Source organism: Sorangium sp. So ce131, assembly GCF_051519095.1.
GTDB lineage: Bacteria > Myxococcota_A > Polyangia > Polyangiales > Polyangiaceae > Sorangium.
In genome coordinates this window covers 7,944,343-7,969,652 of record NZ_CP150455.1, presented here as the reverse complement: position 1 = coordinate 7,969,652, position 25,310 = coordinate 7,944,343, and the positions used below count along the sequence as shown (strand labels likewise).

The window sequence follows — 25,310 nt, the reverse complement described above, 5'->3', positions numbered from 1 at the left end:
CAGGGAGTTTCGCCGTGAGCGCACCGATCATCGAGGGCCAGGTTCTGGCAGGCAAGTACCGGGTCGAGCGCGTGCTCGGCAAGGGCGGCATGGGCATGGTGGTCGCCGCCATGCACCAGCAGCTCCAGCAGCGGGTGGCGATGAAGTTCCTGCTCCCTGGCGCCACGCAGGAGACGATTCACCGCTTCCTGCGCGAGGCCCGCGCGGCCGTGCGGCTCAAGAGCGAGCACGTCGCCCGCGTGACCGACGTCGACACGCTCGAGGACGGCACGCCCTACATGGTGATGGAGTACCTCGAGGGCGCCGACCTCTCGCAGCGCATCCGCCAGACAGGCCCGCTCGCCATCGACGAGGCGGTCACCTACGTGCTCCAGGCCTGCGAGGCGATCGCCGAGGCGCACGCCGCGGGCATCGTCCACCGCGACCTCAAGCCCGCGAACCTGTTCCTCACCACGGCGGCCGACGGCTCGCAGATGGTCAAGGTCCTCGATTTCGGCATCGTGAAGGCCCTCGTGGACGCGCCGGGCGACACCGGCGCAGACGGGCAGCCGGCCATGGCGCTCACCCGCACCACGGCCATCGTCGGCTCGCCGCTCTACATGTCCCCGGAGCAGCTCCGGTCGGCGCGTTCGGTCGACGCCCGCGCGGACATCTGGTCGATGGGCGTGGTCCTCTTCCAGCTGCTCACCGCCCGACTCCCGTTCGAGACCACCGAGTTCGGGGAGCTGTTCGCGATGGTCACCATGCATCCGCCGACGTCTCCCCGGGCCTTCCGCCCCGACCTCCCGGAGGAGCTCGACTCGGCGATCCTCGCCTGCCTGCGCAAGCCGCGCGAGGAGCGTTTCCAGAACATGGGCGAGCTGGTGCAGGCGCTCGCCCCCTTCGCCTCGGTCGAGGCGCAGGTCTCGGTCCCGAGGATCCTGCGCACGCTCGGCCTGACGGCGGCCTCGCCCTCGAGCGGGCGCCCTTCGATGCCGTTCGGCTCGCGGCCCTCGCTCTCAGCGTTCAATGCGTCGGGCGTCTCCACGGCGCCGCCAGGCCAGGCAGGTCCCGCCAGCCAGGCCGTGCCGGGCCATTCCTTCTCGCAACCTCCCGCCCGCGCCTCGGTGCCGCCGGGAGCGGTGGCGCGCACGGCGCAGGTGACCTCGGGCCCTGGAAGCAGCCTCTCGCCGGACGCGGAGGCGGGCGCTGCGGCCGCGCCGGGCGCCCGGTCGGCCGCGCGGCGCGGGGCGGCGGGGCTCGTCGCCGCGGTCGTCGTGGCGCTCCTCACGATGACCGGTGGTGTGGTCGTCGTCTCGCAGCTCTGGGCGCGCAACGCGGACAACGCCGCGCTGTCTCCGAAGCCCGAGCTGTCTCCGGAGAACACGGCGTCGCAGGTGCTGCCGGCCCCGGTGCCCGATCCACAGCTGCCTTCGCAGACCGCCAAGGTCGAACCGGCGCCGTCGGCCCCGACGGAAGACGCGGCTCCGACCTCCACGACCTCGCCGCCGCCCGCGCCGTCGAATCCCGCGACGCCGCCGGTTCGCAACCAGGTCGCGAGCGCGTCGCTTCCGCAGCCGAAGCCCGCGCCGAGGCCGGTCGCGGCGCCGACCTCGACGACCTCGCGGGCGCAAGCCGGGGCCTCGACCGTCTCGAACACGCCACCTCGCCCCGAGAACCCGCTCGACATCCTGACCCGACAGGCGAGCCAGAATCAGCAGCCGAACTCGGGCGGGAAGGCCACCCCGTGATGTCCCTACGCCGCATCGATCTCGCACGCAGGGGGCGACCGCTGCCGACGAGCGTGCGCTGGGCTGCGGCGATCGCGACCGCCGTCGCGCTTGCCGGCGAGGCCGCCGCGCAGACTGCGCCGGCGCAGCCCGCGACCGCCGACACGGCGGCATCCGCGAGGCCCCTCGTCGAGGTGCTCACCGGCCTCGCCCGCGCAGAGTACGAGGCCGGCCTCGTACTGTTCCAGGACCGCGACTACGCCAACGCGATCATCAAGTTCGAGCGCGCTTACGAGCTGTCGCAGAAGCAGCCGCGCGTGCTCTGGGACATCGCCCTCTGCCAGTGGCACCTCAAGCGGTACAGCCAGGTGCTCGCGACCATCGAGGAGCTGCTCCGCGAGCGCGGCCCGGATCTCTCGCCCCAGGAGCGACAGGATGCCGAGGCGCTCATCCAGGCCACCAAGCCTTACGTGAGCCGCCTCGACCTCCTGGTGAGCGAGAAAGGCGCGGCGGTCTTCGTCGACGGCCGGGCGGTCGGGACAACCCCCCTCGAGCGGCGGGTGCTCCTCGACGTCGGCGAGCGGAACATCCGCGTCGCGAAGCCGGGGTTCAAGGACGTCGCGATCACCCGGAAGGTCGTCGGAGGAGGAGAGACGGCGCTCAGCGTGGTGCTCGAGAAGGAGATCCACCGCGGTCGCCTGATCGTGGCCGCCGAGCCGGACGACCTCATCGCGATCGACGGCCGGGTGGTTGGCCGCGGTGGGTGGGAGGGCTCGCTCCCGAGCGGAGGCCACACCTTGCGCGTGACAGCCCCGGGTATGCTCGCGCACCAGGCCGAGGTCATGCTGAAGGACGACCAGGTGCGCCGCATCGACGTGCGCCTCACGCCGCGAAACGACGGCGGCTTCGAGCGCTGGTTATGGGCCGGCGGCGGCGCGGCCCTCCTCGCGGGCGCCGTCGTGGCGGGCGCGCTGGTCTTTCTCCCCGAGCCGCCAGTGCCGGGCAGCGTCGAGCCGCGCACCGTACGGGTGGCCGGCCGTGGCGGCGGGCTCGCGCTGCGCTTCGGGGAGCCTCGATGAGGCGGGCGGCGCGCGTCGCGGTGGCCCTCGGGCTGATCGCCGTCGGGGGGTGCTCCTCGCCCAGCGAGCTGATGGTCGCGGTCCATACCGATCTCAGCGTGCCTGACGACATCGACGCCGTTCAGCTCGAGGTGCGGCGCGGCGGCGACGTGAAGTTCTTGCGGAAGTACGAGCGCCTCGGGAGCGAGCAGGCCGGCGCCCGGCTCCCCTTCACGCTCGGCGTGGTGACCGAGGAGCCCGGGGTCGAGGTGACGCTCCATGCGATCGCGTGGGCGACCAACGAGCCGCGGATCCTGCGCAAGGTGGTGACCACGGTCCCGGAGGAGCGGGTGGCGCTGGTGCATCTGCCGCTGCACTTCCTGTGCGGCGGCTCGGCGCGCATGGGGGGAGGCCCCCTCGGCGCGATCGACGTCGAGGATGAGTGCGGCGCAGGCGAGACCTGCGTGGCGGGCGCCTGCGTCGCGGCCAAGGTGGATTCGGCACTGCTGCCCGACTATGCGCCCGAGGACGTGTTCGGAGGGAGCAGCGGCCAGGAAGGCACCGGGTGCTTCGACGTGGCGCGCTGCTTCGCGGGGGCCACTGAGATCGCGAATCTCGGCGGCGACTGCTCCTTCGAGGCGAAGGATCCGGTGAACGTCGCGCTGGAGACGGCGCCGGGAGGCTCCCTGCGCGGCCACTGTGACGACCACGCGCGTTGCCTCGTGGCGCTCGATGCGGGCGGCGAGGCCGGCTTTCGCCAGCACGACGGCGTCGTCGCGCTGCCGCCGGAGGTTTGCACCCAAAAGGCTGAGGGCAAGGTGCTTAAGGTGTGGTGGATGCCGGCGGCATCAACGCCGGTGGGCGAGGCCTGCGCGCAGAAGGTCCTGGCGCAGCCGACCTGCGGGCCGGCGTCGGCGGTGGGCGGCGGGTAGGGATCCGCCGGCGTTCTGCCCCACCCGCCGGGCATGCTGCGTCGCGCGCCGGCGCCGCAGGGCGATCAGCAGGCCGGCGATCACCCAGAGCGCGCGGCGCCCTTCCTGCTGCCCGGGGGAGCCTTCCTGCCGCCCGAGGGCGCACCCGTTCCCGCGGAAGCGGGTCGTCGTGTCCTCCGCTGCGCCGGGCGCACCCGTCGCGCCGCCCGCGTCCGGCACTCCACCGTGGCCACCTGTGCCGCTCGCGCCGCTCGTCCCGCCTGCTGCTGTGCCTTCCTGGCCGCCCTCCCCGGAGCCGCCGGCGCCCGCGCTCGAGCTCGCCGCCGGCGCGTCCGGCTCGAAGCAGCCTCCGGCGAGGCAGTATCCACCCTGGCAAGGCGTGCCGTCGGGCCTGTAGATCAGCGCGCACGTGCTGCTCGCTGGCACGCAAATGCGCTCGCTGCAGTCGATGACCGCCGGCTGCGGGCATTCGAACGGTTCCCCGCTGGCGCATACATGTCCCTGGCAGGTGTCGCCCACCGTGCACGCGTTACCGTCGTCGCAGGGGTCGCCGTTGTCCTTACCAGGACTGGCGCAGTCGCACGCGTCGCCCACGCCGTCGCCGTTGCCGTCCCGCTGGTCCGCGTTCCGCGTCACGGGGCAGTTGTCCGCGTCGTCGGCAAGGCCATCGCCGTCGTCGTCGTCCGTGCAGGCGTCGCCCACGCCGTCCTCATCGGCATCGTCTTGCGTCGTGTTCGGCCTGTCGCAGTTGTCTCGGTCGTCCGGGATCGCGTCGCCGTCGGCGTCCAGTTGGCACCGGTTCTCCAAGCACGTCCCGCGCCGGCACGCGCTGGGCGTCTCGCACGGCTCGCCGACGTCGCGCTTTTCGGCGCACTGCGCTGCGCTGCAATAGGCCTCCTCGACACACTCGAGGTCGTCGTCGCAGCGCGATGGACACGCGTCGCCGGCGCACCGATACAGGCCGCAGCTCTGCTCGCCGCCTGGCGCGCAGGTCCCCTCTCCATCGCAGGTGTCGGCGAGCTTCAGCGTGCTGCCGTCGCACGCGGCAGGCCCGCACGCGATTCCGGGGGGCGGCGGCCGCTGGCACGCCCCGGCGCCGTCGCAGAGGCCGGGGGCGCCGCAGGCGGTCTCGCCGGGATCGCACTCCGCGTCCGGATCGGTGCCTTCCGGGACGGGCCTGCAGGCGCCGTCGGCTCCGCAGCGCTCGCACGTGCCGGTGCAGTCGTCCTCGCAGCAGACGCCGTCAGCGCAGGAGCCGCTCAGGCAGTCCGAACCGTCCGCGCACGCCTGGCCCTTCTCTGCGCCAGCTGCTCTGCACTCTCCGGCGCCGTCGCAGGCCATCCTCGGCGGGCAGGCGTCCGGCGTACCGGCGGACACCGGCGAGCATGTTCCCTCTCGGCCAGGCACGTTGCACGCGTAGCATGTGTCCATGCATTCGCTGGCGCAGCAGCGCCCGTCGACGCAGGTGCCACCGTCGCAGTCGGCCGTCGCGAGACATCCGCTGCCGAGGGTGCCCGGATTGTAGAGGTCGACGCTGCGCAGGAGGTCCGTTGCCATCGCCGCCCCGTTGCCGCCGACGAACAGGGCACGGCCGTCTCGGAGCAGCGTAGCCGTGTGGCCCGCGCGCGGCTGGCCGCCGGGCGCGACGCCGAGGGACCTCCCTGCGATCGAGTCGTAGCGGACGTTCTCGGTGTTCATCGTGCGATACCCGTCGCCCAGGAGCATCTCCATTCCCCAGGCGATGAGCGTGGTGCCGTCCTGCAGCTGCGTCACCGTGGGCTGGAGTATGCCGCCCAGGCGAGAAAACCCGTTCGACAGCGCCCATGTGTTCGTCGCCGGGTCGAACTCTTCGGCGCGCTGATAGTAATACTCGGGTCGATCCTCGGCCGGCCCGCCGAGCACGAAAGCCCGGCCGCTCGGCAGTAAGACCATTTTGGGCTCCGTGTGGGGATGATCTTTGTAGAAGGGACCGCTCCAGGTGTCGGTCGGCGGCGTGTAGACCATCGATGTTCTGTCATATGCAAAGAGCACGCGGCCGTCATCGAGGCGCACCGCAGCGCCCCGACCTCCAGGGGTCCGTGCGGTCCAGACGTTCGTGACGGGGTCGTAGAGCTCGGTAGGGCCTGCTCCCGCCACGAGCACGGTGCCGTCTGCGAGGAGAATGGCTGAGCCCGCGCCGTGGCTCCGGCCGGTTGGCGTCCAGCTGTTGGTGACCGGGTCGTACAGCTCTGTGGCTTCGCCGCCGACTACGAGGACTTTGCCGTTCGGGAGCAGCGTCGCTGCATGATTCCTCGCTCTCCCGTAGGTCATCGGCGCTGCATCCGACCAGGTGTTCGAGGTCGGGTCGTAGATCTCCGCGGTCGTGGCCGTCGTGAGATCGGCGCCGTAGCCTCCCATCACGAGCACCCGCCCGTCCGCCAGCAGCGTCGCAGCGTGGCCTTGGCGCGGTGTCCTCATGGGCGCCGCCGCCGTCCACGAGGGGTCGATGAGCACCGCCTCGCCGTGGACCTCTTCGACGCGCACGGTGATGCGCGCGCCGTCCGTCTCCAGCCGGACCGGGATCGACCGGTCCCCCTCGGCGAAGGCGGCGGGGGCCGAGACCCATATCCGCGCCGCCCCGCTTGCGTCGCTGATCCGCACCGCCGCGCCGTCCTGCGCCACGGAGGCTGCGCCGTCGACCTCCCATGCGGCGACAACATCGCCGTCGCGGACCACGCCGCGCTCCAGGTAGAGCCATTCCTCGAGTCCCTCGGGCGTGGCGCTCCAGAACGACGTGCCCCCGGATCGCGCGTAGGCGAGGGCACGACCTGCGGGCCGCGCCTGCTCGGCCATGCCTAGGGCGCGCACGCGCACCGTGAAGCCCTGAGCGGCCTGGATCACGATCTCCTCGGTACCGGCGCGCGGCATGTACGCATCCAGACGGCCGCTCGGGCCGTGTTCGGCAGCGCGGAGGGCGAAGGCATCACCCCGGTCCTCGAACGCGTGGCCGCCGGGAGGCTCCAGGACGTGCGCGGCGAGCCCGGGGAACGCGACGCGCAGCGCATCGCTGTCGGGGGATGAGCGCGCCGCGCCAGGCGTCGCGCCGGCCTCGGCTGCCGCGGCCGGCGAGATCTCGATCCCTGCGCTGCACGCCAGGGCGAGCGCAGGTGCGAGCTCCAGTGCGACGGACCGCCGCCGTCTCCCACCGAGGCGGGAGGTCGTCATTTCCGTTCCAGCACGAGGAACTGCACCCGCCGATTCTTCTCCCGCCCCTCCGCCTTCGTGTTGTCCGCGAGCGGCTTGCTCGCGCCGTACCCCTTCGCCACGAGCCGCTCCGGCGCGATCCCCTTCTCGACGAGCCACTTGCGCACCGCCTCCGCCCGCGCTGCGGAGACCATCTCGTTGAACTTCGGGTCCCCCGTGCTGTCGGTGTGCGCCTGCACCTCGATCCTTGCCCACTCCGGGTGGTCCTGGATCACCGCCGCCAGCTCCTCCAGCACCGGCATCGATCGCTTGTCGATCGCCGGCTGCAGCGCCTGCACCCCCTTCCACCCGATCGGCTCGAGCAGTACGACCTCCTCGCCTTGCACTCGCACCCGCGTCGGGCAGCCGCGCGCGCCTGCGTCCTCGCTGGCCGGCCCCTTCTCCCTCGGGCAGGCGTCGTCTGGATCCAGGAGCCCGTCGCCGTCCGCATCCGTGACCGGCGGCGGCGGTGGCGGCGCGGGGCATCCCGGCTTCGTGTCCTTGCCGTCGGTCGGCCCGCGGTCTTTCGGGCAGAAGTCGAGCGCGTCCTGTAATCCATCTGCGTCCGTATCCAGCGGGCACCCCCGGCGCGCGCTCGTCTCGCCCGCCGCGCCTGCCTCGCCTGGCTTCTCCGGGCAGGCGTCGTCCGGGTCCGTCACCCCGTCCTCGTCCCGGTCCTCTGCCGGGCACCCGTTGCGCTTGCTGTCTGCGCTGCGCGGCCCGGCCGCATACGGGCACGCCTCCTCCGCGTCGAGCAGCCCGTCCCCGTCCGTATCCGCCATCGCCGCCGCGTTCTCGCGGCCTGCGGGCGGCGCCCAGGCCAGCATGCCCACTACCCGGAACGCCGGCGTGCCGAGGCCCTCCCCGAGCCCCGGTCCCCCGGCGGCGCCCACCATGAGGCTGCCGAGCGGCGTCCCAGGGAGCGGCCGCACCCGTGCTTCGAGCAGCACCTCAGCGCGCGTCGCGCGCGAGTGCTCCACCCGCGTCCGGTCGGAGAGGCCCAGCGAGCCGCCCTGGATCGGCGTGGCGGCGTAGATCTCCGGCCCCACCTGCAGCCGCTCGTCCCAGAGCAGCAGCGCCGCGCCGCCGCCGTAGATCACCGTCGAGGGGTTCCCGGAGCTGCGGAACGTGGCGCCCGCCGCCACGCTCCAGACCAAGCGCCGCTCCACGCGCCCGCCGACGAGGAGCTGCGGCGTGACCCGGACCGCCCCTTCGCCCATGTACGCGTCGGTCTCGCCGGTTGGCAGGTGCACGCCGAAGCTGGCGCCGAGCTGTACCGGCCCGTTCTCCTCCCCGAGCGCCCGGATGCGCACGCCGAGGCGCAGATCGCCGACGGCAGGCGAGTCCGGCGCACCTGGCGCCGGCTCGCCCGGCGCCGCCGGCTCGCCTGGCACCGCCGCGCCGTCGCCGGTCTGCGCGACCGCGAGCGGCAGCGCAGCGGCCACGAGCAACCGATCCCACAGCGAGAGCGACGCACCTAGGTGCAGGATTGCCTGGCTCCCCACCACCTCGCGCTGGCGCTCGCCCTGCGCGAGCGCCAGCGGCGCGTCGGCGTAGCTGATCGACGCGTGGCCCCGCGGGACGAGGTGGCCGTCCACGAACGGTGACGGAACCCCGGAGAAGGGATCGCCGGCCGGGGACGGGTCGAGCTGGTCCAGCGCGATGGCGGTTGACGACTGCGCCGCCACAGGCGAGGGCAGAAGGAGCGTGGCCAGCAGCAGTGCCGTCCCGAGCGAGAGCCTCATGGACGCGCGATGCTAATGCACCCGCGTGTCAGCCAGACAGGGCGCGTGCGGCGGCGCTCACGATTTTCCCCGTTTGTGCCCGTCCAGGATCTAGGATGCGGCCCCGCGGAAGCGGGTGGGCTTCCGTCGGAGGACACATGAGGGCGAGCGGATCGCGGCGTGGCGGCCGGGGGTTATGGACCCTGCTCCTGGCGACGGGGCTCGGGATCACGGCGGTTGATGCCACGGCGCAGCCTCGGCCAGCGCCGTCCTCCGCGACCGCGCCGCCAGCGCCGGCGCTGCAGGCGGAGCGGCCACCTCTCTCCCTGTCGCTCCAGGGCGAGGCCAAGGCCGAGTACACGGTCGCGAGCGTGCTCGTCCAGCAGCGCGACTACGAGAACGCGAGCGTGCGGTTCCAGCGTGCTTACGAGCTCTCCCGGGATCACCGCTTGCTGTGGGACGTGGCGCTCTGCCACAAGGAGCTGCGCCGTTACGCGCGGCTGCTCGGGACGCTCGACCAGATGGAGGCCGAGGCCGGTGCTGCGCTCTCGGATCAGGAGCGGCAGGACATCGTCGCGCTCCGAGCGTTCGCCGAGCGGCTGGTGAGCCGCATGGAGATCCTCACCAGCGCGCCGGGCGCCGAGGTGTTCGTCGACGGCGAGCGCGTGGGGACCACGCCCTTTCCGGAGCCGGTGCCCGTGGACATCGGCGAGCGGAAGATCCGGATCGTGAAGCCAGGATTCAAGGAGATCACGCGTACAGAGACCGTCGCTGGTGGGGGTCGCATCGCGTTCTCGGTGACGCTCGACAAGGTCGCTCCGCGGGGGCGGCTCCGGGTGGCCGCCGGACCGAGCGACGTGATCGCGATCGACGGCCAGGTGGTCGGGCGCGGCGCATGGGAAGGATCGCTGACCGCCGGAGCGCACGTGCTCCGGGTGACCGCGCCGGGGATGCTGGCGCATCAGGCGGAGGTACTGGTGCAGGACGGCGAGACGCGGCGCATCGACGTGACGCTGGACGACACCGTGGACCGAGGCATGCCCTGGCTGTGGATCGGCGGCGGCGCCGCGCTGCTCGCGGGCGCGCTGGTCGCTGGAGCGGTCGTGTTCGAGCCGGGGAGGCCGGCGAAGCTCGGGACGCTCGGCTCGTTCCCGCTCTCGTTCGGCACCCCGGGAGGGCGCCGGTGAGGGCGCGCGCCCGATCGTGCCTGGCGGCGGCGCTGCTCGCGTGCGGCGCCGCCGCGGCCGTGCCCGTTGGCTGCTCCGGGACCAAGGGGCAGATGATGTTCGTCTTCAAGACGGACATGTCGCTCCCGAAGGACATCGACGCCATCCGCGTGCTCATCACGCTGGCGGGCGCGGTGGTCTACGACGAGACGTTCCAGCGGCTGGGGACCGACGAGGGGATCCGGCTCCCGGCGACGCTCGGCTTCTACACGCCGGACGACCCCACCCAGGCGCTCCACCTCCGCCTCATCGCCACGCAGGGCGGCGAGGAGAACGTGCGGCTGATGGGCGAGGTGGTGACCACGGTGCCGGAGGATCGCACGGCGGTGCTCGACGTCCCCGTGCAGCTGCTCTGCTACGGCCGGGACGAGGTGGAGCGCGACGAGCAAGGCGCCATCCGGCGGGACGACCTCGGCTCGCCTCGGAGCCGTTGCGGCGAGGGGAGGACGTGCGTGGCCGGCAACTGCGCCCCGCGCGAGATCCAGTCGGTCGACCTGCCCGATTACATCGAGGCGCAGGTGTTCGGTGGCGGCAGTGGCGACGGCGATGGGCTCTGCTTCGACACGACGCGGTGCTTCGAGGGCGAGGAACACGTCCCGATCCAGCTCGACCTCGACGCCTTCGACCCGGATGTCCGGGACACCTGCTGGGCGGTGGCCGACGAGGCGGCACCGGACCTCGAGGGCGTGCAGCGGATCCTCGCTGCGGGCGAGATCAACCTGGCGCTTCTGACTCAGGGCGGCGGGATCTGCTCGGAATCCGAGTGTTACACGCCGCTCGACGCGGAGAGCGACGTGGGCTGGCGGACCGCGGCGGAAGGACGGATCAGGCTGCCAGACGCGGTGTGCGCGAAGGCGCTCACCGGGGAGCTGCGCGGGGTCGCTGCGGTGCGGTCCGGTGGAGGGACCTGCCAGCGGAAGGGCTCCTCGCTGCCCACGTGCGGTCCATGGTCGGCCTCCGGCGGGGACCAGTACACGGTTCCCGATGGCGAGGTGTCGACGCCGCTCGCGCTGGGGCTCGCGCATCCGGTCGCGATCGCCGTGACGGACAGCGGGGTGTACTGGACCGAGACGGGCACGTTCGAGGAGGTCGACGGGCGCATCCAGCCCAGGCACGGGGCGGTGAAATGGGTCCCGCTCGGCGGAGGAAACCCGCTGGTCCTTGCCGACGAGCTGTCGGCTCCGCGCGATTTGGCGGTGCGCCCGCTGGAGGTGCGCCCGCGCGAGAACGCGCCCGGGCAGCAGGAGGTGCGCCCCGAGCTGGTCTTCTGGACAATGCCGGGCGCGGGCGTGGCCGACGGGGAGATCCGGATCGTGGAGCCGGAGCGAGGGGAGAAGGGGGGACTCACGCTGCCCTTCCCCATGCTGGGCAGGCCTCAGGGGATCGCGCTGACGCGGGACACGCTCTACTGGACCGAGGAGTCGACCGGCGGCGTGTTCCAGGCGACGCTGACCGACGAGTGGCTCGGCACGGAGGACGCCGGGCTCGGCACGGCGGGCGCAGGGCTCGACACGGTGGTGGGGCCGGCGACCCCCTTGACCGGCGCCGGGGTGGGTGGGGAGCCCGGGTTCGAGTCGCCCTACCGCGTGGCCGTTGCTGGCGACGTGGTGTGCTGGGTCTACCAGGGGCAGCTGGAGCCGCGGACGGCGGGGGCGGTCGCCTGCCAGCCGCCGGGCGGCGGCGCCGTGCAGGTGGTCGCCGCAGATCAGGTGCTGCCGCGGGCGCTCACCCTCGACGGCGAGACCCCGGGCAACCTGCAGCTCTACTGGGCGACCTACGACGCGGACGGCGCGATCTTCTCGGTCGATCTCGGCGGCCTCGGCGGCGCGGAGCCCGTGGACTTCGCGCCCGTGCGGGTGGCGACGGGGCAGGCGTACCCGAGCGGCATCGCGGCCGACGCAGAGCACATCTACTGGACGAGCCAGCTCGATGGGACGGTGCTCCGGGCCCGGAAGCCAAGGACGCCGGGCGAGGTGGTGGAGATCGAGCCGCTGGCGCGGGACCAGCGCCGGCCGGGGGCGATCGCGGTCCACCGCGATGCGCTCTACTGGATCAATGAGGGCTCGCCAGGACCACTGGAGCGCGACGGGGCCGTCATGCGCCTCACGCTGAGACCGGAGAGGTAGGCTGCCGGGAGGCCTCAGGTTGAATTGAAATTCAAACGGGAGGCTGTCGACAGCCGCCGGGTGAATTGAAATTCAATCCGGAGGCCGTCGAGAGGCTCGGGTCTGAATTGAAATTCAACCTGGAGTCTGCCGGGAGGCCCCAGGTTGAATTGAAATTCAGCCCGGAGGCTGTCGAGAACCGCCGGGTGAATTGAAATTCAACCCGGAGGCTGTCGAGAGCTCCCGGAACCCACTTTTTCTCGTTCCGGCGGAACTCCCGGACGCGCAGGATTCCGACAGGACAAAAAGAACAGCCCTCCGCCGATTTCCGTGACCCGATCGGGGTCGCGCTCCCGATTTACCCTTTCGACGGGACAGCAGCACGCCGGGGGGCGACGGCCCCTCGCGCGGCGCGCTCTGCCCGTCGCCTTGATCCATCGCGCTCCCCGCGTGCGCGTCGAGGCGGTGGTCTGGGCTGATCGCAACCGACGGCCTCCCTTTCCGAGGAGACTTCAGGAGGAGAGATATGCCTGCTGTGACGAAGACGAAGAAGGGCTCCGTGACCGCCGCGGCCGCTGGCGAGCCGCAGTACGCCCCGCCCATCTACACGCCTCTCGCCGGGAGGAAGGCGCTCGAGGCGCTCGCCCCGGAGCTCGATCGCCTCTCCGAGGCCGAGCTCGTCACCGTGAAGATGGATGTCGAGGCGGCCACGTACGCGGCCCTCGGCGTCGCCGGATTCGTGTCCTCGCCCGACGTGCGCGCGCGTTTCGCGCGGCTGCCCCGGGAGGAGTTCGACATCGCCCACGTCGACGAGCTCGGGCTCGCGTGTTTCGCCGCGCTCTACGCGATCGCGGAGGCCCGGTCCGCGGGCGCGCTCGAGACCGACGCGCGGCTGCCGGTCGCGCTCCTCGCCGAGGCGACGGAGGTCGAGGCGCGCATGCAGGCGCTCTGCGAGTACCAGCTCGCGGACGACCCCGCGATCAAGCCGGAGCTCGACCGGCTCCGGCCGGGCACCGGTCACCGCGACCTCGCGAACGACCTGCTCGGCTACGCGCGGATCTACGAGCTGCGCGCCGACGTGGTGAAGGCGGACCGCAGGCACTACCGGGCCGGCGACGCTGCGCGCGCGCGGGAGCTGGCCGGGGCGATGATCCAGAAGCTCTCGGCGGCGATGACCCCGAAGGCCCGTGAGGCCTACGACCGCTACGTGCGCGCCTGGACGCTGCTCAGCCAGCGCTACGACGAGGTGCGGGCGGCGGGGCTGTGGCTGTGGCGGAGGAACGCGCGCGCGCAGGAGCGGTTCCCGTCGCTCTTCGCGGCGGGCCGGCCGAACGTGGGCCGGTCGAGGAAGGCGGCGCCGAAGGGGGACGAGGGGGAGGGGAGCGGCGGGAGCGGAGCCGGGGGCGTGAGCGACGGCGGCGGGGAGGAGACGGAGGTGATGCCGCTGCCGGTGGGCGAGGCGGCGACCCCGAGCTGAGCCGGGGCGAGGGCGCCGGCCAGCGCGCCGGACGGGAACGTGCGAGGGCGGCGGCGGGCGCTGCCGGGCATGCACACCGCGACGGTTTGACAGGACAGGCTTCACCAGGTGGAGCCACGGGCGTACCTTCCCATCCGCCCGTGGCTCCTGAGGCGGCGGGCGAACCCAGAGGCTCCTGTCCTCGTCCTCCGTCCGCACCCGCACCTTCCCATGATCACGTCCGTTCAACTCCAGGAATTCAAGGGTCACCGGGACAGCACCGTCACGCTCGATCGGTTTACCGTGCTCGTCGGCCCGAACGGGTCCGGGAAGACGAGCGTGCTCGAGGCGCTCTCGCTTCAGAGCCACGTCGTGAACTACACGTTCCAAGAGGTGCTTCGCGGTGATTCGTCGCCCGGCGATCTGCTACGCCGGGGAGCCCAGGGGCCAATCGTGCTGAGCTCGTCGGGCACGTGGGACGACGAGGCCTGGAGCTTCAGGACCGTATTCACGGGCTCGTCCATGGAAAACCACTGGAACCGGGGCATGGATGATCGGCATTGGGCCGGTGCCGGCTACCTGCCCCTCCGCGGGTCCGTACCGCTGATCGACAAGATTCTCCCGCCTGCAACCTTGTACAAACTCAATGCGGAGCACATCGCCGCTGCTGCGTACAGCGATGACCTGGCGCCGGGCGTCGGTTACGACGGGGCCAACACCGCTGTTGCCCTCGCCTCGATCAAGCTCGGTCACGATGAGGTGTTCGAGCGAATAGAAGACTCTATCCGCCAGATCATCCCGAACGTGGAGCGGGTCCGCATCCGGCAGGCCAAGGTCCAGCGCCCGAACCCGGCCATGCCCCAGAGGGCCGAGGAGGTCGTCGGGAGCAAGGTGTTCTTCGACTTCCGCGGCGCTCCCGGCGTCCCCGCGCATGCGGCGAGCGAGGGGACGCTGATCACGCTGGCGCTCCTGACCGTGCTGTACGGCCCGAGCCGCCCGAACCTCCTGCTCCTCGACGACTTCGCCGAGTCGCTCGACCCCCAGGCGCAGATGGACCTCGTTCGGCTGGTCAAGCGCATGCTCAACGAGCTCAGCGATCTCCAGATCGTCGCCACGACGCACTCCCCTTATATCCTCGACGAGCTCGATCCCTCCCAGGTCGTCGCCTTCGCGCTCCGCAAGGACGGCACCGTGGCGCAGAAGCGCCTCTCCGATCACCCGCAGGCGGAACAGATGACAGGCGCGCTCTCGACGGGGCAGCTCTGGAGCCTCGATCCGGAGCGAGACTGGGTGCTCGCGGAGACCGATCCGTGAGACTCCTCGTCTTCTGCGAGGGGTTGCGCGTGTTCGTTGAGGAGGTGAAGGAGCGCGTCGTGCCGCTGTCCGAGGGCTCGCCTGCAGGCCCGTAGCAAGCTCGCCCGCGCAGATGGGCGTAGCGGCGGCGGGTCAGGCCCCGCGCCTCATCCGGAGGTCGCGCCGGCGATCCCCGCCCGATCCGCCGCGAGCGCGCCGCCCTGCGCGCGCTCCCGCTCTTCTCGCAGAGCCTCTGCGAACCGCTTCCGCGCTTCCACCCCGCGCCGCTTCGCGGTCCGCTCCGAGCAGCCGAGCGCCGCGCCGATCGCCTGCCAGGTCCGCTCCTCGACGTGGTGGAGCACGAGGACGCGCCGCTCCTCGTCCGGGAGCCGCGACAGCGCGGCCTCCACCGCGCGGATCGCGCGGTCGTACGCGGCGCGGAGCCGCTCGCCCTCCTCGCCCTCCGCCCGCAGCGCCCGGCCCACCAGGCCGAGCACCGCGGCGGCCGCGACCTCATCGCCCATGGCGTCGACCTGCGCGGTCGTCGCCGCGTCGCTGTCGGCGAGGGCGTCGCTCGTGTCTTCCACCACCTCGGCGGCGTCGTACCCGTCCTCGCGGGCGGCGCGCCAGTGCTTCGACTCCTGCCGCAGCGCATCCGAGAGCGCGCCGTCGATGCGCCGCCACGCGAAGGCCGCGAAGGGCACGCCGCGGGTCGGGTCGTAGGCGAGCGCGGCCTCGTGCAGCGCCTGGAGCGCCGCGGACCGGAGATCCTCGGCCATGTAGTGCGCGCGCGTGCGCCGCAGGAAATAACCGCAGAGCTTCTCGGCGAGCGGCACGGCCTCGGCGACGAGCGCCTGCTGGCTGGGGCTCAGGGGCCTCCGCGCCCCGTCGCCGTCGCTCACTGGCGACCCCCTCGGCGGCGCCCCGCCGCGGCGCCCGCCTTCGCCGCGAGCCTCCGGGCCGCCTCCGCCAGCGCCGCGGGATCCCGCCGTTCGACCTCGCCGCTCGAGGCGGGCGGCGTGCGCGGGCGGAGCCTTTCGACGAGCGGCGCGGCGACGGGGTGCGTCGCGAGGAAGCGCTCGGTCAAGGCGCGCAGCGCTTCGAGATCGTGCGCGGGCAGGAGATCGGCGTAGGGCGTGACGGCGTGTGCGACGCGGGCCTCGAGGATGGGATCGGCGTCGTCGGGTTCGGGGCGCGGGCTCGACATGAGGACTCCGGGGGGGCGCGCGGCTCGCCGGCGCCGCGGGCGCTCGGCGCGATGAACGCGCAAGCACGATCAACACCCGACGCTAGCTTTACCGGGGAGGCGCAACAAGGGTAGAGAAGCAAGGATGACCGGGGTGTCGCGAGGGGGCGTCTCGCGAGGTGAGGTGTCGCGAGGTCGAGGTGACGAGCGTCGATGAGCACCTGAGCCCCGGGGCGCTCTTCCAGGGGCGTTTTCTGATCGAGCGCCTGCTCGGGCGCGGAGGCATGGGCGAGGTCTGGGCCGCCCTCGACACGGCGCTCGAGCGGCCGGTGGCGATCAAGGTCATCCACCCCGCGCTCGCGGGGGAGGCGCGCTACGCCGGGCGCTTCCTCCGGGAGATGAAGCTCGTCGCGCGGGTCGCGCACCCGAACATCGTGCGGCTGTACGACGCGGGCGCGACGGGGAGCGGGCGGCTCTTCATGGTCATGGAGCGCGTCTTCGGCGTCCCGCTCCGGGAGATGATCGCCGGCGGCGCGCGGCTCGACGTCGTGCGCGCGCTCCACGTCGCGATCCAGATCGCGGACGCGCTCTCGACGGCGCACGACGCCGCGCTCGTGCACCGCGACGTGAAGCCCGAGAACATCCTGGTGAGCGAGGGCGTGCACGCGCGGCTGCTCGATTTCGGCGTGGCGAAGGACGCGCGCGGCCTCGGGCTGACGCGGCAGGGGAGCGCGGTCGGGACGTCGCGCTACATGGCGCCGGAGCAGATCAGCGGCAGCTCGGCGGCGGATGGGCGCGCGGATCTGTATGCGCTCGGCGTGGTGACGTACGAGATGCTGGCGGGGGCGCACCCGTATGCGGTGATCGACGCGGCGTCGGGGATCGGAGAGACCGAGATCCTGGCGGCGCACGTGCACATGGAGGCGAGGCCGCTGCCGGAGGTGCTGCCGGACTGCCCGGAGGCGCTGTGGCGGGCGGTGGCCAGGTGCCTTGCGAAGCGGCCGGAAGAGAGGTTTGCGCGGGCGGAGGAGCTCGCGAGCGCGCTGCGTGAGGTGGCGCGGCAGGTGATGCCGGCGGAGACGGCGCTGACGGCGCTGGAGGAGGCGAGCGCGCGGCAGCTCTTGCGCGAGGCGGAGGATGCGGCGCGGGAGCGGGCGATCCGGGGAGGAGGGAGCGCGCTGCGGGCGGGGGTGGAGGGGGAGCTGGTGCGGCTTGTGGCGGCGGTGCCCGCGGAGAGAGGGCCGGCACGAGGCGCGGCGGCGGGGGGCGCAGGGGCGCGGAGCAGGCTGGCGATGGCGCAGCGGTTCAAGGTGGAGCCGGCGTGGGGGTTGAGCGTCGCGCGCGCGGGGGAGGGGACCGAGGGTGGGGATGCAGCGACCCGGAGGCCATTGCCGGAACTGCCGGCGCCGGAGCCGGTGCTGCCGGTGCCCGCGCCGGTGCTGCCGGCCGACGCTGGCGTGATGGCGGTCGAAGCTACGCGGCTGGGCGCGGGGACCGCGGCGTACGGTGCGGAGACGAGCACGCTGGTGAGCACGGAGAAGTGGGAAGGGGCGGAGGCGGTCTTGGCGGGAGTGGCACGAGAAGGGCGGCTGGCGAGGACGGAGCCCTGGCGGGAGGCACAGACACGAGCTGGCGCTGGCGTGGTGGGGGTCAGCGTGGCGCCTCGGCGGGCGAGCTGGGGGCTGGTCGTGGTCGGGGTGCTCGTGCTCGGTCTGACGGCGGCGCTTCTTGCCGTTGTGGTGGTCAGGCTCGCGCGGGGGTGAGGCGACGGATGAATCGGCAAGGCTGGACGGCGATCGACATCGTCGGCAGCAAGCAGCTTACCGAAAGAGCGTCCGCTCCGAAGCGCTCAGCCCGGACGCGCCTGCCGTCCTCGCTGCTCAACGTCACGGACTGCACGAGGTTGATCCCTCCGTAAGGCTCGACCCCCTCCGCCTTTTCAATCGTTCTTCCAAGCTCGGTACGGCCGACACGTCCCTGTCCACAGCACACACCGAGGTCTCGGCTTAAAAGCTCCGGAGGCCTGTGCTCCGGGGCCCACGCGCACGATTGTGCTGGTTGCAGCCAAGCCGTACCATGTGAACGATCCTCGCCGATCGACGATGGCCAAGAACAGCAGCAGCAGTGCCGGGGCCCTGGTAGCCGAGCTGCGTACGCCGGTGGAGGGGGATGAGCGCGGGCCAGCCCTGTGCGGAGGGCTCTACATGTACGTCGGCGATCCCGAGAGGGACGGCCTCAAGCTTTCCGTCTACCTCGACCCGAGGACCAGCGAGGTGCCCTGAGCCATGCCTGCCGACAGTCGCTCTCAGCCCACGACCGAGGAGCACCGGCCCCCCTCGGCCGGCGACGGCGGCTGCGGCCGTCCCGTGCTCCTCGCCGCCTTCCCTGGGCTCGCGGCCGTCGCCGTCCCCGCCCCCGGCGAGGTCGTCGGCCGCGGCTGGCTCGTGTCGGCGGGCATCCCCGACACCGAGGTCTCCGGGCGGCATCTCAGCTTCCCGCGGGCGGGAGGTCGCCTTCACGTCGAGGACGTCGGCTCGCGCAACGGCACGTTCCTCAACGGCGCCCGCCTGCGCGCCGGGCAACGTGTCGGCCTCGACGACGGCGACGTCCTGCGCCTCGGCAGGACGCTCCTCGTCTACCGCGAGGCATTCACCGGCGCCCTATCGCCGGCGCCGCCGCTCGGCCGCCTCGTCGGGCCGTGGGGCCTCGCGGCCGTCCGCGCGGAGCTCGCCGCCCTGGGCGCGCGCCGCGAGCTCAACGTCCTGCTCCAGGGGGAGACCGGCACGGGCAAGGAGCTGCTCGCCGAGGCCGTCGTCGAGGCGCTCGGGCGCCGGGGCAAGCCGTTCGCGGCGGTCAACGTCGCGGGCATCCCGGCGAGCGTGTTCGAAGGGCAGCTCTTCGGCTGGAAGAAGGGCGCCTACTCCGGCGCGGTGGGCGACAGCCGCGGCGTGCTCCGGGCGCACCAGGGCGGCGCCGTGTTCCTCGACGAGATCGGCGAGCTGCCGCCCGAAGTGCAGCCGAAGATCCTGCGCCTGCTCGAGAACCGCGAGATCCTCCCGGTGGGCGAGGACCGCCCGGCGCGCGTGGAGGTCGCGCTGATCGCGGCCACGAACCGCCCCCTGGAGGCCATGGTCGAGCGGGGCGCGTTCCGCCGCGATCTCCTGGCGCGGTTCCTGGTGCGGCTCGAGCTCGCGCCGCTGCGCGAGCGGCCGGAGGACGTCTTCGCGGTGCTCCAGGCGCTGCGCGAGCGGCGGGGTGCGCCCTTCGACGTGCGGATGGCCGAGGTGGAGGCCGTCGAGCGGCTGATGCTGGAGAGGTGGCCGGCGAACGTGCGCGACGTGGATCGCCTCGCGGCGATGATCGACCCCTGGGCGCCGCTCACGCAACACGGCGTCGAGCGCGTGCTCGGCCCGTCCGCCGCCCGGGTGGCGCTGACGCGGGAGGCGGCGGAGCAGGTGCTCGCGGCGTGCGGCGGCAATCAGTCGGAGGCGACGCGCCGGCTCGGCGTCTCGCGGGGCAAGCTGCGCCGGCTGCTCGGGCTCGCCTGAGCCTGCGCCGGGGGCGCGAGGGCGGCGGCGCTCGTGAAGTCGCTGGCGAGCTCCGGGGAGACGCGCTCGAAGTGGAGCTCACCTTTCGTATTCCGGTCGGTCCAGTAGCAGCCCCGGAGCTCGGTCGGCCTAGGGCCGTGGACCCGGAGGTACACGGCCCCGCGGTGGATGCGGCTGTGATCCTGGACGCGCAGGTCCGGCTCGTTGCGGTAGATGGCCGCGAGCAGGAAGTCGCCATCGGCCTTGTCGAGGCCTGCAGAGATGCTCGCGGAGCGGGACTCGGCGGTGAAGGTCCGGGTCCTGATCCTGGAGAAGGTCTGCTCGACGACGAGGTAGATGGTGAGCGGCTCGGCGTCCGCGCGCGTGAGCACGCCGCTCCAGGTGCCCCGCAGCACCGGTTGGCTCACGGGCCACGGGTGCAGCAGGCCGAGCCGCCACAGCCACGCGTCCCAGAGCAGCAGCGCGATCGACAGCGCCGACACCACGACCGAGAGCGGCGAGAAGAACGACAGCGGCAGGACCCAGCCGTGCCCGCTCAGGTAGAGCGCCCAGACGGCGGCGCAGAAGAGCGCGAGGATCGTGAGCGGCGCGCGGCTCATCGCGGGAGCTCCTTCGCGCCGAAGACGCGCCGCCATGCCGCCTTCAGGAACGCGTACGCCTGCTGCGGCGTCCGCTGCGCAGGCCCGTAGAAGAGCGGCTGCATCCCGCTCACCTCCGTCAGTTTGTGGCCGGCGACACCCGGCTGGGTGGCGCGCAACAGCCAGCCCAGGACGGCCTCCGTGTCCTTGAGGTAACCGCCATCCTGCTGGTTGAAGTGCTCGTCCGGCGCGTTGTAGACGAGGCACTCGAGGACGAACGCGCGCACCTGGCCGGCGGCGCTCTTCTGCTCGGCGTCCCCCTGCGCGGCCATGTCGGCGCGCAGGTGCTTGAAGATGCGGACCATGCGCTTGAACCGCCCGTTCGTCGCCTTGTTCTTCGCGATGCCGCGATTGTCGTGCTGCTCCGGCCAGTTGATGATCCGCTGCGCGGGCGCGCTGCGCGGGCGCAGCTCGACGCCGCTGTCGCACTCCAACTGTCCGTTCGCCGTCCGTTTGCCGGTACAACGACGGTGCTCCAGGAACACCGCGACGTCGGCCTCGAGACGATCGCCCGAGGCGCGCACGTCGAAGGCCTTGTTGCCGGCGCTGACGTTGCTGGCGCCGAAGCGGGCCCGGAGCGCCTCTGCCACGTCGTCGCGGAATCTGCTGAAGACATTGACCGACTCGTCGGCGCTCGGGAGATGGAGTCTCGCGCGCGTCGCCGGACTGTCGTCAGGAACCTCGTAGAAAGCCGCGTCGCGCAGGACGACGGCGACGTCGATGTCGCTGTCGGCCCGCGTGTTGGTGTTGTTCCGGTACGAGCCGGTGACGAAGACATCGATCCTTTTATGAGCGAGCTTGGTCGCGCTGAGAATCGCCTCCCGGACGGCGTCGTGGGCGCGGCTGCCCCGCGCCTCGTCCGTGGCGTTGATCGTCTCGGCCCAGTCTTTGAGTGTCTGATCCCAATTCCTCGGCATGGTTCATCCCACCTCGGGCGCGCGTGGGCCTGCACATGCAGAGCGCTCATCGCTCCGGCACGGGTACACGCCAGCTGCGCCCGGGCGGGCTCTTCAGCAGCTGGCGTGCCGGCTCGATCAAGAGCGAAATTCAGGGAAATATCGGCCCTTGAGGGCGCGAGGGGCAGATCGCGATCAGGCGACGAGCTGATCGCGATCTCCGGCGCGCCCGACGGCAAGGTCGCGGTGAGGGTGCTGCGCGAGCAGCTTCAGGCCGGAGCTTGCGGCGCTCCGGTCAGGACACGCTCCTTGGTGACGCCTGCGCCACGCCACCGGGCCTTGACGCGCTCATCTCCCTCCATCTACTCACCCGGATCGTCCTCGTCCCCCACGAAGAGGCTGCGCACGGAGAACTCGACCGCATCGAACGGCTCGGCCCGAACGCGCTCCTGGCCCTCCGCCGTCGTCACGAGGAGGTACCCCTCCGCCGTCCAGCGGTACACGGCCAGCACCTCCACCTCCGGATCGACGATCCAAGTGTGCGGCACCTGGCAGCGCTGGTAGGTGCGCAGCTTCTTGAAGAGATCGTTCTGCTTGTTCGAGGGCGAGAGGATCTCGCAAACCCAGTCCGGCCGGATCGCGATCGGGCTCTCATCAGGCAACCGAGGAACCCGCTCGCGTCGCCATCCGGACACATCCGGGCGGTAGACCTGTGGGGCCTCGAAGACGATTTCGACCTCCGTCGTGAAATCCAGCCCCCTGGTCCACGCCCCCGGGCGCGCGGCCCGTACGCACCGGCGATCTCGGTGGTCAGCTCCGCCTGTGCCGCGCCGTGGCGTGGGCCCGGCATGGCCTTGCGGACGAGCTCGCCGTCGACGATCTCGTGAAAGCGCTCCGCCTCGGGAATGGCGAGAAGGTCCTCCACCGTCGCACGGCGGCGTCCAGGCGCGGCGCTCGACATGAGCGCGACCATAAAGCGACTGCGGCAGCGCGACCAGCGGTCGCGCGGCTCCCAGGACGAGCCGTGGCGCAACGGTTCCTGATCCGCCGCTTGCGAGCTCACAAGCACCCGAGCGAGAGGTTCGCTACGCGAGCTCCCAGCCAGCGGTCTCCTGCTCACCACACAGGCGCGCGAACTCGCTGGTATTTTCTTTGAGCCACCTTCGGGATTTGAACCCGAGACCTACGGTTTACGAAACCGTTGCTCTACCGCTGAGCTAAGGTGGCACGCCTCTCGTCGAGGAGGCGCGCAGATTACCCATTCACCGCACCGAGTCAAGCTCTTTTATTCCATTCACGGCGCTCCCCGGGCGGAGCGCTTTCACGTTCCCCCGCGACCGGCCTCCCGCTTGGCCGAGCCCCCCGCTTCGGTTAGGCCCCCCGCGCCGAAGAACTCGCCCAGCCGCTCGGCCAGGGCCTCCGCCGCCGACCAGTGCATCATGTGCCCGGCGTCGGGCAGCTCGACGTGCTCGGCGCGCGCGAGCCGGGCCACCCGCGCCGCCTCGTCCGGCGGGTGCCATCCGGTCGGCCCGCCGCTCACGATCAGCGTCGGGCACGTGATCTGCTCCAGGAACGCCGTGAACACCTCCACGTGGAACATCATCGGCGACGTCGTCCGGTGCATCGGATCGTACGCCCACGCGAGCCCGCCTTCCGGCTCCTCGCGCGTGAGCAGCGGCGCGCGCGTCACCAGCACCTCGCGCGGCACGCGCGGGTGGTTCGCCACGAGCCGCGCGATCGCGTCCTTCATCGACGACAGCCGCCGCGGCGTCCGGTCGAGCTGCTTCATCTCGCGCAGCCACGTCTGCACGCGCGCGACGGCGGCGTCGAGCCCGTTCGACGGCGGCCCCATCCCCTCGAGCAGCGCCAGGCGCTCGACGCGGCCGGGGCACGCGCCCGCGTAGTACACCGCGACCGCGCCCCCCATCGAGTGGCCGACCACGCCGAGCCGCTCCGGCGCGAGCGCGTCGACGAGCGCCGCGATGTCCGCGACGTAGTCGGGGAAGTGGTAGTAGCCGCCCGCGGGGACGCGGGCGCTCTGGCCGAAGCCGCGCAGGTCGGGCGCGACGACGTCGTGCCCTGCCCGCGCGAGCGGCTCGGCCACGAGGTCCCACGTGCTCCCGGCGTCGAGGAAGCCGTGGAGCAGCAGCAACGTGAGGCCCGTCGGCCGCACGTGCTCGCCGCGGAAGCGGTGCACGCACAGGTCGAGCCCGTTGACCTTCCAGGTCTCCGACGACCTACGCACCGCGCGCGCCATCCCGCGGGACGAGGCCCCCGCCATCGCTCCGCCCGCCGCGCTCGCCGCATCCGCTGCGCGCGACGCGCCCGCCGCGCGCGCATCCGTCGCCGCGCTCGCCGCGTCCGCTGCGCGCGCCGCGCTCGCCGCGCGCGCATCCGTCGCCGCGCGCGCAGCGCTCGCCGCGCGCGTCCACCGCGCCCACCGCGCTCACCGCTTCGACGGTGACGGCGTCGCAGGAGACGCCGCCGGCAGCATGATCCCCGTCGCCACCGGCGTCGGCGTGCCCGCCGCCGGCGCTCCTCCCGCGGCCGGAGCGCCCGCGGCCGGCGGCGCCGCGGGCGCGCCAGGTGCCGCCGGCGCCGCGCCGTCCGGCGACCCTGCCGGCGCCGCGCTGCCCGCGCCCGCAGGCGCCGCGCTGCCGGCGCCCGCCGGCTCTGTCGGCAGCGCCGCGCCCGTGAGCTGCGCGGCGTCCCGCAGCACCTCGTCGACGTGCACGCCCGGATCCACCTCGGGGTACACCTTCGCGATCTTGCCGTCGGGATCGACCAGGAACGTCACGCGCGCGGTCATCCCGGCCCGCGTGGGCACCCCGAACGCCTGCGCCCACGTCTGATCCGTGTCGACCAGGATCGGGAACGGCAGCTTGTTCTCCTTGGAGAACTGCTCGTGCGACTCGCGGGTGTCGTTCGACACCCCGAAGACCTGCACGTTCGCCTGCCTGAAGCGATCCCATGCGTCGCGGAACGCGCACGCCTCCTCCGTGCAGCCCGGCGTCCCGTCCTTCGGATAGAAGTACACGACCACGGCCCGGCCCCGCTGATCCGACAGCCGCTGGATCGCGCCGTGCTGATCGGCGGCGAAGACGTCGGGCGCCTGGGAGCCGACCGGCAGCAGCCCCTCGCCGCCATCGGGCCGCTGGGCCGCGCCACACGCGAGCGACACGAAGGCAAAGACGACAGCAACGACGAACAAAACGAGAGCAGTCGAGAAGCGTCTCTTCATCAGAGCGCCACGTTAGCACGCACTCGGTAGGATCGATCCGACGCTTCTGGTACGTTGCGCCCGAGGAGACGAGACCGATGGCGATCTTCGGCAACGGCAGCGGCATCACCCCGCACGCGGTGCGCCAGGGCAGGGGAATCACCTACCCCGATTTCTCTTCGCCCACCGTCGATAAGGTCATGGTCGAAGAGCGCGCGGCCGGGCTCGGCAAGCGCAGCATCAAGGGCCCGGCCAAGGTCGCCGGCCTCAAGCTCGCCATCTCCATGATGGATCTCACCACGCTGGAGGGGAAAGACTCCCCGGGAAAGGTCCAACAGCTCTGCCAGAAGGCGCTGCGGCCGCACGAGCGCGCGGACATCCCCTCGTGTGCGGCGGTGTGCGTCTATCCCAAGCTCGTGTCCGTCGCGAAACGCGCGCTTGAAGGGTCCACCGTCAAGGTGGCCAGTGTGGCGACCGCGTTCCCGAGCGGCCTCTCGACGCTCGCGGTCAAGCTCGCCGACGTGCGCCAGGCGGTCGAGCTCGGCGCCGACGAGATCGACATGGTGATCGATCGCGGCGCCATGCTCGCCGGCGAGCACCACGCGGTCTACGACGAGATCGCCGCCACGAAGGAAGCGTGCGGGCGGGCGCACCTCAAGGTGATCCTGGAGACGGGCGAGCTCGGGAGCTACGACCAGGTCCGCAAGGCGAGCCGCATCGCGATGCTCGCCGGCGCCGACTTCATCAAGACGTCGACGGGGAAGGTCGTCCCCGCGGCGACGCCCCCGGTGACGCTGGTGATGCTGGAGGCGATCCGCGATCACGCGCAGGCGACCGGCCAGCGGATCGGGATGAAGCCGGCCGGCGGCATCCGCACCGCGAAGCAGGCGCTGCACTACCTCGTGATGGTCAAGGAGACCCTCGGCGACGCCTGGCTCACGAGCGACCTGTTCCGCTTCGGCGCCTCGACGCTCCTCAACGACGTGCTCATGCAGCTCGAGAAGGAGCGGACGGGCGCTTACCAGAGCGGCGACTACTTCAGCAAGGACTGACGCGTGTGGCGGCCCGGCGAGGGGCGCCGGGCGAGCGTGGTGACG

At 72.3% G+C, this 25,310-nt stretch carries 20 protein-coding genes and 1 tRNA gene; 11 read left to right on the top strand and 10 right to left on the bottom strand.

Annotated elements, in window-relative coordinates; translation table 11 throughout:
* The first annotated feature begins 14 nt into the window (after positions 1–14).
* Genes WMF43_RS29050 through WMF43_RS29040 form a run of 3 tightly spaced genes read left to right on the top strand, consistent with a single transcriptional unit; the run spans position 15 to position 3,699 of the window.
* The gene (locus WMF43_RS29050; RefSeq protein ID WP_437669504.1) at positions 15–1,730 is read left to right on the top strand and encodes a protein kinase domain-containing protein; all 1,716 of its coding nucleotides are present in this window, start codon (positions 15–17) and stop codon (positions 1,728–1,730) included.
* Entirely contained in the window at positions 1,730–2,788 is a 1,059-nt protein-coding gene (locus WMF43_RS29045) for a PEGA domain-containing protein (RefSeq protein ID WP_437684108.1), read from the top strand. The genes WMF43_RS29050 and WMF43_RS29045 overlap by 1 nt, the downstream gene beginning before the upstream one ends.
* The gene (locus WMF43_RS29040) at positions 2,785–3,699 is read left to right on the top strand and encodes a hypothetical protein (protein ID WP_437669502.1); all 915 of its coding nucleotides are present in this window, start codon (positions 2,785–2,787) and stop codon (positions 3,697–3,699) included. The genes WMF43_RS29045 and WMF43_RS29040 overlap by 4 nt, the downstream gene beginning before the upstream one ends.
* On the opposite strand, the gene WMF43_RS29035 is transcribed toward WMF43_RS29040, so the two are convergent.
* Positions 3,616–6,903, bottom strand: coding sequence for a Kelch repeat-containing protein (locus tag WMF43_RS29035; RefSeq protein ID WP_437669500.1), 3,288 nt, complete (start codon positions 6,901–6,903; stop codon positions 3,616–3,618). The two genes, WMF43_RS29040 and WMF43_RS29035, sit on opposite strands and share 84 nt — an antisense overlap.
* Positions 6,900–8,666 carry an OmpA family protein gene (locus WMF43_RS29030; protein ID WP_437669498.1) on the bottom strand — a complete coding sequence of 589 codons (1,767 nt, stop codon included), beginning with the start codon at positions 8,664–8,666 and terminating at the stop codon, positions 6,900–6,902. Before WMF43_RS29030 ends, WMF43_RS29035 begins: the two co-directional genes overlap by 4 nt.
* A 137-nt stretch (positions 8,667–8,803) precedes the next feature.
* Here WMF43_RS29030 and WMF43_RS29025 point away from each other — a divergent pair, with 137 nt between their 5' ends.
* The 4 genes from WMF43_RS29025 to WMF43_RS29010 all read left to right on the top strand — a co-directional run bounded on the left by WMF43_RS29025 (position 8,804) and on the right by WMF43_RS29010 (position 14,746).
* The gene (locus WMF43_RS29025; RefSeq protein WP_437669496.1) at positions 8,804–9,832 is read left to right on the top strand and encodes a PEGA domain-containing protein; all 1,029 of its coding nucleotides are present in this window, start codon (positions 8,804–8,806) and stop codon (positions 9,830–9,832) included.
* The gene (locus WMF43_RS29020) at positions 9,829–11,997 is read left to right on the top strand and encodes a hypothetical protein (RefSeq protein ID WP_437669494.1); all 2,169 of its coding nucleotides are present in this window, start codon (positions 9,829–9,831) and stop codon (positions 11,995–11,997) included. The genes WMF43_RS29025 and WMF43_RS29020 overlap by 4 nt, the downstream gene beginning before the upstream one ends.
* 505 nt (positions 11,998–12,502) lie before the next feature.
* Positions 12,503–13,453 (top strand): hypothetical protein, encoded by a 951-nt coding sequence (locus WMF43_RS29015; protein WP_437669492.1) that lies wholly within the window; start codon positions 12,503–12,505, stop codon positions 13,451–13,453.
* A gap of 210 nt (positions 13,454–13,663) precedes the next feature.
* Positions 13,664–14,746: an AAA family ATPase gene (locus WMF43_RS29010; protein ID WP_437669491.1), complete on the top strand. Its 1,083-nt coding sequence runs from the start codon at positions 13,664–13,666 to the stop codon at positions 14,744–14,746.
* A gap of 146 nt (positions 14,747–14,892) precedes the next feature.
* Here WMF43_RS29010 and WMF43_RS29005 read toward each other — a convergent pair whose 3' ends face one another.
* Both WMF43_RS29005 and WMF43_RS29000 read right to left on the bottom strand, forming a co-directional pair.
* Complete coding sequence (locus WMF43_RS29005; protein ID WP_437669489.1) at positions 14,893–15,627, bottom strand: sigma-70 family RNA polymerase sigma factor; 735 nt, start codon at positions 15,625–15,627, stop codon at positions 14,893–14,895.
* Positions 15,624–15,932 (bottom strand): hypothetical protein, encoded by a 309-nt coding sequence (locus WMF43_RS29000; RefSeq protein ID WP_437669487.1) that lies wholly within the window; start codon positions 15,930–15,932, stop codon positions 15,624–15,626. Before WMF43_RS29000 ends, WMF43_RS29005 begins: the two co-directional genes overlap by 4 nt.
* Before the next feature lie 179 nt (positions 15,933–16,111).
* Here WMF43_RS29000 and WMF43_RS28995 point away from each other — a divergent pair, with 179 nt between their 5' ends.
* The 3 genes from WMF43_RS28995 (at position 16,112) to WMF43_RS28985 (ending at position 19,459) form a co-directional block, all read left to right on the top strand.
* On the top strand, positions 16,112–17,674 hold the full coding sequence (locus WMF43_RS28995; protein ID WP_437669485.1) for a serine/threonine-protein kinase: 1,563 nt from the start codon (positions 16,112–16,114) through the stop codon (positions 17,672–17,674).
* 315 nt (positions 17,675–17,989) lie between these two features.
* A complete protein-coding gene (locus WMF43_RS28990; RefSeq protein ID WP_437669483.1) occupies positions 17,990–18,193 on the top strand; it encodes a hypothetical protein in 204 nt (67 codons plus the stop codon).
* 3 nt (positions 18,194–18,196) lie between these two features.
* Positions 18,197–19,459, top strand: coding sequence for a sigma 54-interacting transcriptional regulator (locus WMF43_RS28985; protein WP_437669481.1), 1,263 nt, complete (start codon positions 18,197–18,199; stop codon positions 19,457–19,459).
* Here WMF43_RS28985 and WMF43_RS28980 read toward each other — a convergent pair.
* The 6 genes from WMF43_RS28980 to WMF43_RS28955 all read right to left on the bottom strand — a co-directional run bounded on the left by WMF43_RS28980 (position 19,390) and on the right by WMF43_RS28955 (position 24,204).
* Complete coding sequence (locus WMF43_RS28980) at positions 19,390–20,058, bottom strand: hypothetical protein (RefSeq protein WP_437669479.1); 669 nt, start codon at positions 20,056–20,058, stop codon at positions 19,390–19,392. The two genes, WMF43_RS28985 and WMF43_RS28980, sit on opposite strands and share 70 nt — an antisense overlap.
* The gene (locus tag WMF43_RS28975; RefSeq protein ID WP_437669477.1) at positions 20,055–21,014 is read right to left on the bottom strand and encodes a nucleotidyltransferase domain-containing protein; all 960 of its coding nucleotides are present in this window, start codon (positions 21,012–21,014) and stop codon (positions 20,055–20,057) included. Before WMF43_RS28975 ends, WMF43_RS28980 begins: the two co-directional genes overlap by 4 nt.
* A 341-nt stretch (positions 21,015–21,355) precedes the next feature.
* The gene (locus tag WMF43_RS28970; protein WP_437684106.1) at positions 21,356–21,724 is read right to left on the bottom strand and encodes a Uma2 family endonuclease; all 369 of its coding nucleotides are present in this window, start codon (positions 21,722–21,724) and stop codon (positions 21,356–21,358) included.
* Positions 21,725–22,148: 424 nt separating this feature from the next.
* A tRNA-Thr gene (locus WMF43_RS28965) sits at positions 22,149–22,220 on the bottom strand.
* Positions 22,221–22,314: 94 nt separating this feature from the next.
* On the bottom strand, positions 22,315–23,238 hold the full coding sequence (locus WMF43_RS28960; RefSeq protein ID WP_437669475.1) for an alpha/beta fold hydrolase: 924 nt from the start codon (positions 23,236–23,238) through the stop codon (positions 22,315–22,317).
* Between the two features lie 201 nt (positions 23,239–23,439).
* Positions 23,440–24,204: a peroxiredoxin gene (locus WMF43_RS28955; RefSeq protein WP_437669474.1), complete on the bottom strand. Its 765-nt coding sequence runs from the start codon at positions 24,202–24,204 to the stop codon at positions 23,440–23,442.
* A gap of 107 nt (positions 24,205–24,311) precedes the next feature.
* On the opposite strand from WMF43_RS28955, the gene deoC reads away from it, so the two are divergent.
* Positions 24,312–25,265, top strand: a complete 954-nt coding sequence (deoC, locus tag WMF43_RS28950) for a deoxyribose-phosphate aldolase (RefSeq protein WP_437669472.1) — start codon at positions 24,312–24,314, stop codon at positions 25,263–25,265.
* Positions 25,266–25,310 lie beyond the last annotated feature (45 nt).